This is a genomic window from Escherichia marmotae, from assembly GCF_002900365.1.
Classification (GTDB): domain Bacteria; phylum Pseudomonadota; class Gammaproteobacteria; order Enterobacterales; family Enterobacteriaceae; genus Escherichia; species Escherichia marmotae.
This window is the reverse complement of record NZ_CP025979.1, coordinates 3,476,304-3,491,708: the sequence shown is the minus strand read 5'-3', so window position 1 is coordinate 3,491,708 and position 15,405 is coordinate 3,476,304. Positions and strand designations below refer to the sequence as shown.

Annotated in this window: 12 protein-coding genes; 5 read left to right on the top strand and 7 right to left on the bottom strand. The window is 53.1% G+C overall.

The window, feature by feature from the left end; translation table 11 throughout:
* Window positions 1-43: 43 nt before the first annotated feature.
* Window positions 44-364 (bottom strand): PTS fructose-like transporter subunit IIB, encoded by a 321-nt coding sequence (locus tag C1192_RS17985; RefSeq protein ID WP_038354991.1) that lies wholly within the window; start codon window positions 362-364, stop codon window positions 44-46.
* A gap of 14 nt (window positions 365-378) precedes the next feature.
* Window positions 379-1,458, bottom strand: coding sequence for a PTS fructose transporter subunit EIIC (locus tag C1192_RS17980; RefSeq protein ID WP_038354992.1), 1,080 nt, complete (start codon window positions 1,456-1,458; stop codon window positions 379-381).
* Between the two features lie 310 nt (window positions 1,459-1,768).
* On the opposite strand from C1192_RS17980, the gene ptsP reads away from it, so the two are divergent.
* The 4 genes from ptsP (at window position 1,769) to C1192_RS17960 (ending at window position 6,796) form a co-directional block, all read left to right on the top strand.
* Window positions 1,769-4,270 (top strand): phosphoenolpyruvate--protein phosphotransferase, encoded by a 2,502-nt coding sequence (gene ptsP, locus C1192_RS17975; protein ID WP_001185149.1) that lies wholly within the window; start codon window positions 1,769-1,771, stop codon window positions 4,268-4,270.
* Between the two features lie 11 nt (window positions 4,271-4,281).
* Window positions 4,282-4,944, top strand: a complete 663-nt coding sequence (gene fsa, locus C1192_RS17970) for a fructose-6-phosphate aldolase (RefSeq protein ID WP_000424828.1) — start codon at window positions 4,282-4,284, stop codon at window positions 4,942-4,944.
* A 10-nt stretch (window positions 4,945-4,954) separates the two neighbouring features.
* The gene (gene gldA, locus C1192_RS17965; protein WP_038354993.1) at window positions 4,955-6,058 is read left to right on the top strand and encodes a bifunctional L-1,2-propanediol dehydrogenase/glycerol dehydrogenase; all 1,104 of its coding nucleotides are present in this window, start codon (window positions 4,955-4,957) and stop codon (window positions 6,056-6,058) included.
* Window positions 6,059-6,178: 120 nt separating this feature from the next.
* Window positions 6,179-6,796 carry a DUF1287 domain-containing protein gene (locus C1192_RS17960; RefSeq protein ID WP_000647904.1) on the top strand — a complete coding sequence of 206 codons (618 nt, stop codon included), beginning with the start codon at window positions 6,179-6,181 and terminating at the stop codon, window positions 6,794-6,796.
* Between the two features lie 26 nt (window positions 6,797-6,822).
* Here C1192_RS17960 and yijE read toward each other — a convergent pair whose 3' ends face one another.
* The 3 genes from yijE to metF all read right to left on the bottom strand — a co-directional run bounded on the left by yijE (window position 6,823) and on the right by metF (window position 11,233).
* Complete coding sequence (gene yijE / locus C1192_RS17955; protein WP_038354994.1) at window positions 6,823-7,728, bottom strand: cystine transporter YijE; 906 nt, start codon at window positions 7,726-7,728, stop codon at window positions 6,823-6,825.
* 93 nt (window positions 7,729-7,821) lie between these two features.
* Window positions 7,822-10,002, bottom strand: coding sequence for a catalase/peroxidase HPI (katG, locus tag C1192_RS17950; protein WP_000107702.1), 2,181 nt, complete (start codon window positions 10,000-10,002; stop codon window positions 7,822-7,824).
* 340 nt (window positions 10,003-10,342) lie between these two features.
* Entirely contained in the window at window positions 10,343-11,233 is an 891-nt protein-coding gene (gene metF / locus C1192_RS17945; RefSeq protein WP_000007531.1) for a methylenetetrahydrofolate reductase, read from the bottom strand.
* 108 nt (window positions 11,234-11,341) lie between these two features.
* Between metF and C1192_RS25190 the strand changes: the two genes are divergently transcribed.
* Window positions 11,342-11,479: a hypothetical protein gene (locus C1192_RS25190; RefSeq protein WP_154663965.1), complete on the top strand. Its 138-nt coding sequence runs from the start codon at window positions 11,342-11,344 to the stop codon at window positions 11,477-11,479.
* 104 nt (window positions 11,480-11,583) lie between these two features.
* Here C1192_RS25190 and metL read toward each other — a convergent pair whose 3' ends face one another.
* Window positions 11,584-14,016, bottom strand: coding sequence for a bifunctional aspartate kinase/homoserine dehydrogenase II (gene metL, locus C1192_RS17940; RefSeq protein ID WP_038354995.1), 2,433 nt, complete (start codon window positions 14,014-14,016; stop codon window positions 11,584-11,586).
* A 2-nt stretch (window positions 14,017-14,018) separates the two neighbouring features.
* Entirely contained in the window at window positions 14,019-15,179 is a 1,161-nt protein-coding gene (gene metB, locus C1192_RS17935) for a cystathionine gamma-synthase (protein WP_038354996.1), read from the bottom strand.
* Window positions 15,180-15,405: the final 226 nt, after the last annotated feature.

Here is a 15,405-nt window from a genome sequence, read left to right as displayed (position 1 = left end):
TCCTGTGGGAAAGCGAACCCGCCCTTGCGGGCGGGATAAGAACTTAAGCGGTTTGCGCCAGGTGAGCTTCAATTTTGCTCATAATGGCGTCAGCGCGTTTTACTGCGTCGCTGATGTTGACACGCACGATGGTCTTGCCAGCAAAACGCTCTTCAAACTTGATGCCGATATCTTTGGTCAGAATCACCATATCGGCGCTCGCCACGTCTTCCGCAGTCAGTTCGTTTTCCAGACCAATCGACCCCTGGGTTTCTACTTTCACTTCCCAGCCTTTTGCTTTCGCGGCACTTTCCAGCGCCTCTGCCGCCATATAGGTATGGGCAACACCTGAAGGACATGCGGTTACTGCAATAATTTTCGCCATGGCTCGTTCCTCAATTAATTAATTTCAAAATCCAGATCCAGGTCGTCTTCCTTCTCATCAGTTGAAGACCCATTTTTACGCGCCAGACTTTTCAGCACGTTAACGCAGATAGCCGTCGCTACAGCCCCAACAGCCACTGCCGCGATGTAACCCAACTTGCCTTCAACTACCGGCAGCACAATCAGACCACCCCAGCCTGCATAGCACTGCGCACCAACCAATGCCGCGGTGACCGTGCCACAAACAGTGCCCACCATGATGGAAGGGATCACACGCAACGGATCGGCGGCGGCGAAAGGAATCGCCCCTTCAGTGACACCAACACAGCCCATCACCAACGCCGCTTTACCGGTTTCACGTTCTTCTGCGGAGAAGTTTTTGCGACCAATCAGCGTCGCCAGCCCCATCCCCAGCGGCGGAACACAGATCCCTACTGCCGCGATCGCCACCACGGTATAAACACCCTGGGCGACACAAATCAGCATGAATGCATACGCCACTTTGTTAACCGGACCGCCCATATCGAACGCCAGCATCAGCCCCATAATGACCGCCAGCATGATAATGCTGCCCTGCTGCATTCCCTGAAGCCACTGGGTCAGAGTGTTAGTCAATGCGCCCACAGGCTCGCCCAGCCCCCACATCATGACGCCAGCGGTAATTAAGGTGCCGACGATCGGAATAATGAAGATTGGCATGACAGAACGCAGAACTTTATGCACCGGGATTTTCTTCAGGTAATGCACCACGATGCCGCCGATAATCCCGGCGATCAGCGCGCCAAAGAAGCCTGCACCAAAACTGTTACCGACCCAGGCACCAATAGCGCACGGAGCCAGCGCGGAACGTTCCGCAATGGAATAACCGATGTAAGCAGCAAGGAAAGGCACCATCAGCGTTAAGCCCGCGACGCCGATATCAAACAGTTTTTTCAGATTCGGATCGGCTACGGCATCTGGCACCGCACCTTTGCCGTACAGCATGACGGAAACCGCCAGCAAAATACCGCCCGATACTACGAAGGGAATCATGTGTGAAACGCCCGTCATTAAATGCTGACGAGTGTTTTTCAGTATCTGCACCAACTCATTCATAAGCTGCTCCTGGGCTTGCAAAAGCCCATGTCCATATTTTTTTGATGGGAGAAACAATAGGCAATCGCAAGCGGAGCAAACAGTGGATAAAAAGGCCATTTACTGGACTTTTGTAATGTCAGTACAAAAATGCGATCCGCCTCATAACTTGCGTTATCTCGGAATCATGCCGGAGTGGCGCGTCTTGTGAGACGCGTCGCAAATTGACGGTTACATTACATTTGTCCAGCTTTTGACAGATTTGTCACATGGCAGGCCGTTACCGTGCACTCTTATCCTGTAAACAGAAAACCTTACCGGGAGAGAGGCAATGGCCCTGATTGTGGAATTTATTTGTGAGCTACCTAATGGCGTACATGCACGTCCGGCAAGCCACGTTGAAACGCTGTGTAATACTTTTTCATCGCAAATTGAGTGGCATAACCTGCGTACCGATCGCAAGGGCAACGCCAAAAGCGCGCTGGCGCTGATTGGCACCGATACACTGGTGGGCGATAACTGCCAGTTACTGATTTCTGGAGCCGACGAACAAGAAGCACACCAGCGTTTAAGCCAATGGCTGCGCGATGAATTTCCCCACTGTGACGCGCCGCTGGAAGAAGTAAAATCTGACGAACTGGAGCCGCTGCCGGTTTCACTGACTAATCTGAATCCGCGCATTATCCGCGCCCGCACCGTGTGTAACGGTAGCGCAGGCGGCATCCTGACGCCGATTTCCTCTTTAGATCTCAATGCACTGGGTAATCTTCCTGCCGCTAAAGATGCTGACGCCGAACAATCTGCACTGGAAAACGGCCTGACACTGGTACTGAAAAACATTGAGTTTCGTCTGCTGGATAGCGACGGTGCCACCAGCGCAATACTGGAAGCCCACCGTTCGTTAGCGGGCGATACCTCTTTACGTCAACACTTACTGGCGGGTGTCAGCGAGGGATTAAGCTGTGCCGAAGCGATTGTTGCCAGTGCGAATCACTTTTGCGAAGAGTTCGCCCGTTCCAGTAGTAGCTACCTGCAAGAGCGTGCGCTGGATGTGCGCGACGTCTGCTTCCAGTTACTCCAGCAAATTTACGGCGAACAACGCTTCCCGGCACCGGGTAAATTGACGCAGCCAGCCATTTGTATGGCGGATGAACTAACCCCCAGTCAGTTCCTCGAACTGGATAAAAATCACCTCAAAGGTCTGCTACTGAAAAGCGGCGGCACCACCTCACACACGGTGATCCTTGCCCGTTCATTTAATATTCCGACGCTGGTCGGCGTGGATATCGAGACCCTTAGCCCGTGGCTGCAACAAACGATTTATATCGACGGCAACGCCGGGGCGATTGTGGTCGAACCGACAGAAGCGGTGGCGCGTTATTATCAACAGGAAGCGCGCGTACAGGACGCTCTGCGTGAGCAACAACGTGTCTGGCTGACCCAGCAAGCCCGCACCGCTGATGGTATTCGTATCGAAGTTGCTGCTAACATCGCTCACTCGGTAGAAGCACAGGCTGCGTTTGGCAATGGCGCAGAAGGCGTTGGTCTGTTCCGCACTGAAATGCTCTATATGGATCGCACCAGTGCACCGGGCGAAAGCGAGTTGTACAACATTTTTTGTCAGGCGCTGGAATCCGCCAACGGGCGCAGCATTATTGTGCGTACTATGGATATTGGCGGCGATAAACCCGTTGATTATCTGAATATTCCCGCAGAAGCCAACCCATTCCTTGGTTATCGCGCGGTGCGTATTTATGAAGAATACGCGTCACTGTTTACCACGCAATTACGGTCGATCCTGCGCGCCTCTGCTCACGGCAGCCTGAAAATCATGATCCCGATGATCTCCTCAATGGAAGAGATCTTATGGGTGAAAGAAAAGCTGGCGGAAGCCAAACAGCAACTGCGTAACGAACACATTCCGTTTGATGAAAAGATCCCACTCGGCATCATGCTGGAAGTACCGTCGGTCATGTTCATTATCGACCAGTGCTGCGAAGAGATTGATTTCTTTAGTATCGGCAGTAACGACCTGACGCAGTATCTGCTGGCGGTGGATCGTGATAACGCTAAAGTCACCCGTCACTACAACAGTCTGAATCCGGCATTCCTGCGGGCGCTTGATTACGCCGTTCAGGCAGTGCATCGCCAGGGTAAATGGATCGGCCTGTGCGGAGAACTGGGGGCAAAAGGTTCCGTACTGCCGCTGCTGATCGGTTTAGGGCTGGATGAACTTAGCATGAGCGCACCGTCAATTCCGGCGGCAAAAGCACGCATGGCGCAACTCGACAGCCGCGAATGTCGTCAGTTGCTTAACCAGGCGATGGCCTGCCGTACTTCACTGGAAGTGGAGCATCTGCTGGCGCAGTTCCGTATGACGCAACAGGATGCGCCGCTGGTTACCGCCGAGTGCATCACGCTGGAAAGCGACTGGCGCAGCAAAGAAGAAGTGCTCAAAGGCATGACCGATAACCTGCTGCTGGCAGGACGCTGTCGCTATCCGCGGAAACTGGAAGCCGATCTGTGGGCGCGTGAGGCCGTCTTCTCTACCGGACTGGGCTTTAGTTTCGCCATTCCACACAGCAAATCAGAACATATTGAGCAGTCGACCATCAGTGTGGCTCGTCTGCAAGCACCTGTGCGCTGGGGCGATGATGAAGCACAATTCATCATTATGTTAACCCTGAACAAACACGCTGCGGGCGATCAGCATATGCGCATTTTCTCGCGCCTCGCTCGCCGCATCATGCACGAAGAATTCCGTAACGCGCTGGTTAACGCCGCTTCCGCCGACGCTATCGCCAGCCTGCTGCAACATGAACTGGAACTGTAAAAGGAAACATCATGGAACTGTATCTGGACACCGCTAACGTAGCAGAAGTCGAACGTCTGGCACGCATATTCCCGATTGCCGGAGTGACGACTAACCCGAGCATTATTGCTGCCAGCAAGGAGTCCATCTGGGATGTACTGCCGCGTCTGCAAAAAGCGATTGGTGATGAGGGCATTCTGTTTGCTCAGACTATGAGCCGCGACGCACAGGGCATGGTAGAAGAAGCGAAACGTCTGCGCGACGTTATTCCGGGAATTGTGGTGAAAATTCCGGTAACATCCGAAGGTCTGGCAGCAATTAAATTGCTGAAAAAAGAAGGCATTACCACGCTGGGAACCGCAGTCTACAGCGCCGCACAAGGGCTATTAGCCGCACTGGCTGGCGCAAAATACGTGGCCCCCTATGTAAACCGCGTGGACGCTCAGGGCGGAGACGGCATTCGTACCGTACAGGAGCTGCAAGCGTTACTGGAAATGCACGCGCCAGAAAGCATGGTGCTGGCAGCCAGCTTTAAAACACCGCGTCAGGCGCTGGATTGTTTGCTGGCAGGATGTGAATCCATCACACTGCCCTTAGATGTAGCGCAACAAATGCTTAACACCCCTGCGGTAGAGTCAGCTATAGAGAAGTTCGAGCACGACTGGAATGCCGCATTTGGCAATACTCATCTCTAAAGGAGCAATTATGGACCGCATTATTCAATCACCAGGTAAATACATCCAGGGCGCTGATGTAATTAATCGCCTGGGCGAATACCTGAAACCGCTGGCAGAACGTTGGTTAGTTGTTGGCGATAAATTTGTATTAGGTTTTGCTCAGGCAACCGTCGAGCAAAGCTTTAAAGATGCCGGGCTGGTTGTTGAAATCGCACCCTTTGGCGGTGAATGTTCGCAAAATGAAATCGATCGTCTACGTGGCATCGCAGAAACCGCACAGTGTGGTGCAATTCTCGGTATTGGCGGCGGTAAAACCCTTGATACCGCCAAAGCACTGGCACATTTCATGGGTGTTCCGGTAGCAATCGCTCCGACTATCGCCTCTACCGACGCACCGTGCAGTGCGCTGTCTGTTATCTACACCGATGATGGTGAGTTTGACCGCTATCTGCTGCTGCCGAACAACCCGGAACGCGTCATTGTGGATACCAAAATTGTTGCTGGCGCACCTGCACGTCTGTTAGCGGCGGGTATTGGCGATGCGTTGGCAACCTGTTTTGAAGCACGTGCCTGTTCCCGCAGCGGCGCAACCACGATGGCGGGCGGTAAATGTACTCAGGTAGCACTGGCTCTGGCTGAACTGTGCTACAACACCCTGCTGGAAGAAGGCGAAAAAGCGATGCTTGCCGCTGAACAGCATGTGGTGACTCCGGCGCTGGAACGTGTGATTGAAGCTAACACCTATTTGAGCGGCGTGGGCTTTGAAAGCGGCGGCCTGGCGGCGGCGCACGCGGTGCACAATGGCCTGACGGCCATTCCGGATGCGCATCACTATTATCACGGTGAAAAAGTGGCATTCGGTACGCTGACGCAACTGGTTCTGGAAAACGCACCAGTTGAGGAAATCGAAACCGTAGCTGCGCTGTGCCATGCTGTCGGCCTGCCAATTACCCTGGCACAACTGGATATTAAAGAAGATATCCCGGCGAAAATGCGGATTGTCGCAGAAGCATCTTGTGCAGAAGGTGAAACTATTCACAACATGCCTGGCGGCGCCACGCCAGATCAGGTTTACGCCGCACTGCTGGTAGCCGACCAGTATGGTCAGCGTTTCCTGCAAGAGTGGGAATAACCTACGCCAAACTCCCGGCTTGTCCGGGAGTTTTTTATCCGCTTCTGGACATTTTCTCCACAGAACAATCGTTAGCCCGGAAGGTCGAATCTGTGACTCTTATTTTCACGGACGAAACAGATGAAAGCTTCACTGGCGTTGGTCAGCCTTCTAACGGCATTTACCAGCCACTCCTTAAAATCTCCCGCCGTTCCACCAACCGTGGTACAAATCCAGGCCAACACCAACCTTGCCATCGCAGACGGTGCCAGACAGCAAATTAGCAGCACGCTATTTTACGATCCGGCGTATGTGCAGCTTACCTATCCTGGCGGTGATGTCCCGCAGGAACGCGGCGTATGTTCTGATGTAGTGATCCGCGCATTACGCAGCCAGCAGGTAGATTTGCAGAAGCTGGTTCATGAAGATATGGCGAAGAATTTTGCCGAGTACCCGCAAAAATGGAAGTTAAAGCGCCCGGACAGCAACATCGATCACCGTCGGGTACCTAATCTGGAAACCTGGTTTATCCGCCACGATAAAACACGCCCCACCAGCAAGAACCCCAGTGACTATCAAGCGGGCGATATTGTCTCCTGGCGATTAGATAACGGGCTGGCACATATTGGGGTGGTTTCAGATGGCTTCGCCCGCAACGGTACGCCACTGGTGATACATAACATTGGCGCAGGCGCGCAGGAAGAAGATGTGTTGTTTAGCTGGCAGATTGTCGGGCACTACCGCTATTTTGCTAAATAAGCGATAGCGCCCAGGGAAGACGCTCTTCAGATTTTTTTTACGCTGACGGCTTCTTTTTTCTTACGGCTTACCAGCGCCAGTGCCAGCACAATCAGCACAATACCGCTGCCTTCAACCGCGCCGGGGTTTTCACCAAGCAGCCACCAGGAAAAGAGTACGCCGCAAACAGGAACCGCCAGCGTGCTTAAGCTGGCAATACTGGCAGGTAAGTTTTTCAGTACAAATAGCCACAAACTCCAGGCCAGTGCCGTCGCCAGAATCGCACTGTAAGCCAGCGCCCAGAACACCGTGGGCTGCCAGTCAATTTCACGTTGCGGCACCAGCCAGGCGACCACACTCATCACCAGCGCCGCATAAAGCATCTGCCAGGATGTTAACGACAATAAATCCACGCGCGGATAGCGGGCATAAAGGCGTTTAGCAACAATCGCACTCGCCCCCCAACTGATGCCGGAGAGGATTGCCAGGATGGCGCTTTTCATCGAGGAGAAATTGAGTTGCCACGGCTGTAACACCAGCAATAATCCAACGGCGGCAATCAGAATAGCGAAATATTGCCCGCGTCGCAGGCGTTCACCAAGAAACAGCGCCGCGAGAATCACCACCCAGAACGGCATGGTATAGCTCAGGATTGCCACCTTCCCTGCTCCGCCGCTCACCAACGCCCATTGCGCCAGTCCCACCATCCCGCAGGTTTGTAACAGGGCAATAGCTAAAGTGTATTTAAACGGCGTCGGACGCATACCGCGACCACGTAATAAAAGGACGATGAATAAAACGAGAGCGCCAAAAATGCAGCGTAAAGCAGTAAAGTCGAAGGCACCGATGTAGCTGGTGACTTGCTTCATGAAAATCCAGCTATAACTCCAGATAAGTGTGAGCACAACCAGGCCACTGATTGCCAGTGGGTTGCTCTTTCCTGCGGCAGACATGAGAGATCCAGTGTGTAGTTTTCCTGTGGACACTATACGCTGGTAAAGAAACTTCAGCGACCGCCTGAAAGGCAGTCGCTGAAGGAGTTCAGATTACAGCAGGTCGAAACGGTCGAGGTTCATCACTTTCACCCATGCCGCCACGAAGTCTTTAACAAACTTCTCGTGGGCGTCGCTGCTGGCGTAAACTTCTGCCAGCGCACGCAGGACGGAGTTAGAACCAAATACCAGGTCCGCACGGCTGGCAGTGTATTTCACTTCACCCGTTTCACGGTCACGGCCTTCGAACAGCTCTTTCGATTCGTCGGTCGCTTTCCACTCGTAACGCATATCCAGCAAGTTCACAAAGAAGTCATTGCTCAATACACCCACGCGGTCAGTAAAGACGCCGTTTTTGCTGCCATCGAAGTTGGCACCCAGTACGCGCATCCCGCCGACCAACACCGTCATTTCCGGTGCAGTCAGGGTCAATTGCTGTGCTTTATCGATCAACAGAGATTCAGTTGTAGCCTCACCCGCCGCAGCACGATAGTTACGGAAACCGTCGGCAACAGGTTTGAGCAGCTCAAACATCTCAATGTCAGTCTGATCCTGGCGCGCGTCTACACGGCCCGGTGTAAACGGAACATTAACGCTGATACCCGCCGCACTCGCCGCTTTTTCAACACCAACGACACCGGCAAGAACAATAATGTCGGCAAGCGACGCTGTATGGGAGGATTTGTAGATCCCTTCCAGCACCGGCAATGCACGTGCTGCTGCGGCATTAACTTCCCAGTCGCGCTGTGGAGCCAATGCCAGACGCGCACCATTCGCGCCGCCACGTTTATCCCCACCGCGGAAGGTGGAGGCGGAAGCCCAGGCAACAGAAACCAGCTCGCTCACGGAGAGGCCAGATTCAGCAATCGCCGCCTTAAGATTAAGGATATCTTCCTCGCTCGGGTTGAAGAACGCATGTGGCAGCGGATCTTGCCAGATCAGATCTTCTTTCGGCACTTCCGGTCCGATGTAGCGAGATTTCGGCCCCATATCCCTGTGCGTCAGTTTGAACCATGCACGGGCAAAGGCTTCGTTGAACGCTTGTGGATCATCGAGGAAGCGACGTGAAATCTTCTCAAACTCTGGATCAAAACGCAGAGTCAGGTCAGTGACCAACATCGTCGGCTTACGTTTCTTCGACGGATCGAACGGATCCGGGATAATTTCCGGTGCATCGACTGCTTCAAACTGGATGGCACCTGCCGGACTACGAGTCTGTACCCACTCATATTTGAACAGGTTTTCGAAGAAATAGTTGCTCCACTGAGTCGGCGTTTGCGTCCAGACCACTTCCAGGCCTGAAGTAATGGCATCGGCACCGACACCGGAACCAAAATCACTTTTCCAGCCTAAGCCCTGGTTTTCGATCGGTGCGGCTTCCGGATCAGGACCTACGTGCGTTGCCGGGCCTGCGCCGTGAGTTTTACCTAACGTATGACCACCTGCGATCAGCGCAACGGTTTCTTCGTCGTTCATTCCCATATTGCCAAATGTCGCGCGAATAGCTGCAGCCGCAGAAAGCGGTTCACCGCTGGCATTTGGTCCTTCCGGGTTAACGTAAATCAGCCCCATTTCGGTTGCTGCTAATGGCCGTTTTGCCAGCTCTTCCGGATTACGGTGGGCAAGCCAGGTTTTTTCATCACCCCAGTTTACGTCGAGATCCGGTTCCCAGACGTCTTCACGACCGGCACCAAAACCGAAAGTACGGAAGCCAGAATTTTCCAGCGCCACGTTACCCGCAAGGATAAACAGGTCGGCCCAGGAGATTTTCTGACCATATTTTTGTTTGATTGGCCACAACAGACGACGCGCTTTATCCAGGCTGACGTTATCCGGCCAGGAGTTGAGCGGTGCAAAACGTTGCTGACCACGCCCCGCGCCACCGCGACCATCGATTGAACGGTAAGTCCCCGCGCCGTGCCAGGCCATACGAATAAACAGACCCGCGTAGCTGCCCCAGTCTGCTGGCCACCACGGTTGGGACTCTGTCAGCAGCTCTTTCAGATCTTTTTTCAGGCCGTAGTAATCTAGCTTGCTAAATTCTTTGCGGTAGTCGAAGTCCTCACCCAGTGGGTTAGAACGGTTAGAATGTTGGTTTAACAGGTCAACACGGAGTTGTTTTGGCCACCAGTCATGAGTGGTTGTTCCCGCACCGGCGCTCTGGTCATGACCGCCATGATGGAACGGACATTTTCCGCTAGCTGTTGTGTTATGGATATCGTCAGACGTGCTCATCAATATGCTCCCTCTACAGTGTTACCCTTAAGATACACAGCGTTAGAGAGAAGTTATAATTGAATTAATCCACGGATGCGATAGTTGGGATCTTACATATCATTAGTTAAAGAGATGTAGATCAAAATGATCTTAAATAAGCCTTTTTGATTATGTCCGATTACGGATAAATACTTTATACAAAGAGGCTTTATCGCTGTTTTCTCCCTGTTCCTTTAAGGAATAAAGGAGAAAAAGCGAGTCAATAGTTTTGCTGGTCTGCCCCCTCGCTTCGAGGAGGCATTTTGTGCTTTGTTTTAATTTTGTGATCACTGTGTGATTTTCACCGAAACAAAAACACTTATAAACCCGGTCTAACACCCAGCGTATGGCAAATCGCGTAACTCATTTCAGCGCGGTTCAGAGTATAGAAGTGGAAATCTTTTACCCCTTCACGGCTTAAAATTTTCACCATATCCATCGCGATATTTGCACCCACCAGTTTACGGGTTTCGGCGTCGTCATCCAGGCCGTCAAACATTTGTGCCATCCACGCCGGAATGCGCACGTTAGTCATGTCGGCAAATTTCTTCGCCTGTTTAAAGTTAGAGACCGGCAAAATGCCCGGAATAATTTCCACATCAATCCCCGCAGAGACACAACGGTCGCGAAAGCGCAGGTAGCTTTCGACATCAAAGAAGAATTGAGTGATAGCGCGGTTGGCTCCAGCATCCACTTTGCGTCTCAGGTTGAGTAAATCCGCCTGGGCGCTTTTCGCTTCCGGGTGAACTTCCGGATACGCCGCTACTGAAATATCGAAATCCGCGACTTCTTTTAACAGCTCCACCAGGTCAGAAGCATACATTTCCGGCTTACCGCTTCCCGACGGCAGGTCACCACGCAGCGCCACGATATGGCGAATACCGTTATTCCAGTAGTCACGGGCGATGGTGCGCAGCTCGTCGGGAGTCGCATCAATGCAGGTAAGATGCGGTGCAGCTTCCAGACCAGTACGCTCTTTAATACCTTTAATAATACTGTGCGTGCGGTCGCGCTCGCCGGAGTTCGCACCATAGGTCACCGAAACAAATTTTGGTTTCAGGCTGCTAAGACGATCGATGGAGTTCCACAGGGTCTGCTCCATTTCACTGGTACGCGGCGGGAAAAACTCGAACGAAACGTTAATCTGCCCCTGGACTTCTGCCAGACTCTGATTCAGGGCATCCCGCTGGCTGGCGTGAAAAAAGCTCATACCTTACCTCATCAATCGCTTGTAGTTATATGTTGTGTTGTGAACACCTATCCGTTTAGACGTCCAGATGTAAAGATGAAGGAAAAGCGGAGGAGCGTCAACCGAAAAATGACCAATGATGGTGAGGAAAAATCAGGAAAGATGAGAAAAATTCAGGATGGTAAGGAAAAGAAAATCCGGAATGCAAGGCAGACCGGATTACAGATGCAGGCTGACAACGTACTTATTGCTTCTTGCCGGATGTAGCGCAAACGCTTCATCCGGCCTATAACCAAATGATAAATCAATATATTTAGTTAGAAACCATAGACACGAAAACATGTGTACCAGGCATTATTAGATTCCTGAAATTACAACAACTGCGCCAGGCGGTTAATATCTGACTGAATCGCCCCGGCGGTGACGTCGCGCCCAGCGCCTGGCCCACGGATCACCAGCGGGTTATCGCGATACCAGCGGCTTTCGATGGCAAAGACGTTATCGCACGGCAGCAGTGATGCCAGCGGATGGTCTTCACGCACCGCTTCTACACCAACACGCGCTTTGCCATTGGCATCGAAACGCGCCACGTAGCGCAGCACCAGCCCCATTTCGCGGGCGGCTTCCAGTCGTTGCACCATCTGCTCATTCAGTTCATCGCCGTTTTCAAAGAAGTGATCGATGCTGCCGCCTTCACAATGTGCTGGCACCAGCGACTCCACGCGCACCTGGTCCGGTTCAATGTTGTAACCCGCTTCACGCGCCAGAATCACCAGTTTGCGCATCACGTCTTTACCGGAAAGGTCATCACGCGGGTCAGGCTCGGTTAAGCCCTGTTGCCACGCCTGATCCACCAGTTCGGTAAACGGCACGCTGCCGTCGAATTGCAGGAACAGCCAGGAGAGCGTGCCGGAGAAGATCCCGCTGATCGACAAAATAGTGTCGCCGCTGTCGATCAGATCGCGCACAGTGTGGTTGATCGGCAAGCCCGCGCCGACGGTGGCGTTATACAACCAGTGACGTCCGGTCTTTTCGAAAGCGTCGTGGATCTGGCGATATTTGTTGCTGTCGCTGGCTCCCGCCAGTTTGTTGGCGCTGATAACGTGGAAACCGTGACTGGCGAAATCGAGATACTGGTCAGCAAGCTGCTGACTGGCGGTAACGTCCAGCACCACTAAATCATCATACGGATGGGCGCGCATCCACAGGAACAGCGACTCTTCATCCTGCTCGACGGCTTCATCATTGAAGAAGGCTAACGCGCGGCTGGCGTCCAGGCCATCATAGCTCAACAGGCTGCGGCGGCTGTCCACCACGCCTGCCAGCACAAACTCAAATCCGGTACGCGCCGAGAGCGTACTTTGCTCACGAGAGAACAGTTCCAGCCAACGCGAACCGATATTGCCCTTACCGAACAGGACCAGGCCGATGCGTTTTTCCGCGCGGAAGACGGACTGATGCAGTCCCTGAATAAGGCTTTCGGTCGGGCCGGTGCGTAGTACTGCCACCAGACTGATACCGTCATCCGACTGCCAGGTAAATTCGACCAGCTGACCTTTCAGTTGCTGCCAGAAACGGTGGCAATGCAGTGGGTTACGGGTGACACCTGCGCCTACCATCGCTACCAACGCCAGCCCCTGACGCAGACGCAGTTCGCCTGGCAATCCTGCTTCATCGAGAATTTTCAGGGCGCTATCAGCCACTTCGGAGGTGTAGCAAAATTGCAGCAACTGGCGATCGTTATGCACGCCAACTGCCAGCGGACGCACCTGAGCACGTTTCAAAATCTGGTCGATTTCTTTATGTGCCAGTTTGAAATCCTGGCGGGTTGGCACCTGAAACTCAATCAAACAGACATCGTCGTGGCTGGTGACAATTCGCGCACCAGTGCCGGAAGCCAGTACACGTTCAATACGCGTAGAACCTTGATCCGGCGTATAGCTACAGCGCAGTTGCAGGTCGATTTCGCTACCAGAAACGGGCTGTAAGGTACGGGCGTGGAGAACAGGGGCTGCCAGACGCGCCAGTTCGCTGGCTTCATCAAGACGCAGCAATGGCAGCAGACAGGCATCTTTCACTTTGCGCGGGTCGGCGCTGTATACCCCGGCGACATCGCTCCAGATAGTTACGCGGGAAACACCCGCCAGCGCACCGATTTGGGTGGCGGAATAGTCGGAACCGTTACGCCCCAGCAGTACCGTTTCACCGGCGTTGTTACGGCTGATAAACCCGGTCACAACCAGACGTTTGCCCGGATGCTGCACCAGCAATTGTTGCAGCAACGGATAAGACAGGCCTTCATCAACCTGCGGTTGTGCGGCGCGTTCAGCGCGTAAAAATTCACGGGCATCGAGCCAAGCCGCAGGCAGTCCTTGTTGGTTAAGCACCGCGGACATCAAACGCGCCGACCACACTTCACCGTGGCCTACCACTTCCGCATATACTGCGTCGGTGATACCGCTGTCGAGCTGCGCCGCCAGACGTTCCAGATCGCTGACAAAGGCGCTGATGAGGCTATCGGCTTCTTCGGCGGGTAACAGGCCGCTAATCAGATCGCACTGATAACGACGTAGCGTTTGTTGAACCTGATGCGCAGAGAGACGATCGGTCTGGCTTAGTTTCAACCAGTTAATCAACTGGTTAGTGGTGCTACCCGCGGCGGAAACCACCATCATATCGTCGGGCTGAGAGTACTCCGCCATAATGCCCGCAACACGCAAATAACACTTCACATCAGCCAGACTACTGCCACCAAATTTATGCAGTTGACGACCTTTCGCCCCTGCCTGCGCAATCACACTCATTTTTACCCCTTGTTTGCAGCCCGGAAGCCATTTTCCAGGTCGGCAATTAAATCTTCGCCATCTTCAATACCGGTGGAGATACGCAACAGCGTCTCGGAGATCCCGGCGGCAGCACGCGCTTCTGGTGCCATGCCTGCGTGGGTCATGGTTGCGGCGTGAGAGATTAAACTTTCCACTCCCCCTAATGATTCCGCCAGCGTAAATAACGACAGCCCGCCCAGGAAGCGACGCAGCATCTGCTCATCACCATCCAGTTCAAAACTCAACATTGCGCCAAAGCCTTTTTGCTGACGCACGGCAATTTCATGCCCCTGATTTTCCGGCAGCGACGGGTGATAAAGTTTTTTCACCAGCGGTTGGGTTTGCAGATATTTCACAATCGCCTGCGCGTTGCGCTGAGCCAGGTCCATACGCGGAACCAGAGTTCGCAGACCACGCAGCAACAAATAACTGTCAAACGCACCACCCGTCACGCCAATATTGTTTGCCCACCAGGCCAGTTCGGTGACCACATCCGGATCTTTAGCAATCACCACGCCAGCCACTACGTCAGAGTGGCCATTCAGATATTTCGTACATGAATGCAACACCAGATCGGCACCCAATGCCAGCGGATTTTGTAATGCCGGGCTTAAGAAGGTGTTATCCACCACGCTCACCGCCCCAACTTCCCTTGCCAGATGGCAGATTTTCGCAATATCCACGACGCGTAACAATGGATTACTGGGGCTTTCTACCAACACCAGTTTGGGCTTTTCTGCCAGTGCCGCTTGTAATGCCTGCTCATCACCTTGATCAACAAACAGCACGCGATAACAACCACGTTTCGCCAGACTGTCGAACAGACGATAGCTGCCGCCGTAACAATCGTGCGGCGCAACCAACAGATCGCCCGGCTTCAAAAAGACGGTAGTCACCAGATGGATGGCTGACATGCCGGTATTAGTAAGCACCGCGCCAGCGCCACCTTCCAGTTCTGCCAGCGCACGCTGCACGACATCGCGCGTCGGGTTGCCGCGACGCGAGTAATCATGCGCACGCGGTTCATTAAATCCGGTAAAATTATAGGTGCTGGAAAGATGGATCGGTGGGACAACGCAACCATACTGTTCGTCGTCATTTAACCCGCTACGCACTGCGATGGTGGCCTGTTTACGCGTCATGTGATGAAGTTCCCTGGGCTGAGTCGGTGAAAAGACAGGCACCAGAGTAAACATTGTGTTAATGGACGTCAATACATCTGGACATCTAAACTTCTTTGCGTATAGATTGAGCAAATCAGAAATTGCCGTTAAAATTACATGCATTATCACGCTGACAGGCGCATTACACGATGTCACGGTAGCGCCTGTACGGTAAACTATGCGGGTTTATGACCAGTAACCTTAT

Bases quoted from the DNA above. Each gene is read 5' to 3' on its own strand.
- C1192_RS25190 (WP_154663965.1), top strand. From the start codon at position 11,342: ATGACCAATGATGGTGAGGAAAAATCAGGAAAGATGAGAAAAATTCAG.
- metB (WP_038354996.1), bottom strand. From the start codon at position 15,179: ATGACGCGTAAACAGGCCACCATCGCAGTGCGTAGCGGGTTAAATGAC.
- C1192_RS17985 (WP_038354991.1), bottom strand. From the start codon at position 364: ATGGCGAAAATTATTGCAGTAACCGCATGTCCTTCAGGTGTTGCCCAT.
- gldA (WP_038354993.1), top strand. From the start codon at position 4,955: ATGGACCGCATTATTCAATCACCAGGTAAATACATCCAGGGCGCTGAT.
- metF (WP_000007531.1), bottom strand. From the start codon at position 11,233: ATGAGCTTTTTTCACGCCAGCCAGCGGGATGCCCTGAATCAGAGTCTG.
- C1192_RS17960 (WP_000647904.1), top strand. From the start codon at position 6,179: ATGAAAGCTTCACTGGCGTTGGTCAGCCTTCTAACGGCATTTACCAGC.
- ptsP (WP_001185149.1), top strand. From the start codon at position 1,769: ATGGCCCTGATTGTGGAATTTATTTGTGAGCTACCTAATGGCGTACAT.
- metL (WP_038354995.1), bottom strand. From the start codon at position 14,016: ATGAGTGTGATTGCGCAGGCAGGGGCGAAAGGTCGTCAACTGCATAAA.
- fsa (WP_000424828.1), top strand. From the start codon at position 4,282: ATGGAACTGTATCTGGACACCGCTAACGTAGCAGAAGTCGAACGTCTG.
- yijE (WP_038354994.1), bottom strand. From the start codon at position 7,728: ATGTCTGCCGCAGGAAAGAGCAACCCACTGGCAATCAGTGGCCTGGTT.
- katG (WP_000107702.1), bottom strand. From the start codon at position 10,002: ATGAGCACGTCTGACGATATCCATAACACAACAGCTAGCGGAAAATGT.
- C1192_RS17980 (WP_038354992.1), bottom strand. From the start codon at position 1,458: ATGAATGAGTTGGTGCAGATACTGAAAAACACTCGTCAGCATTTAATG.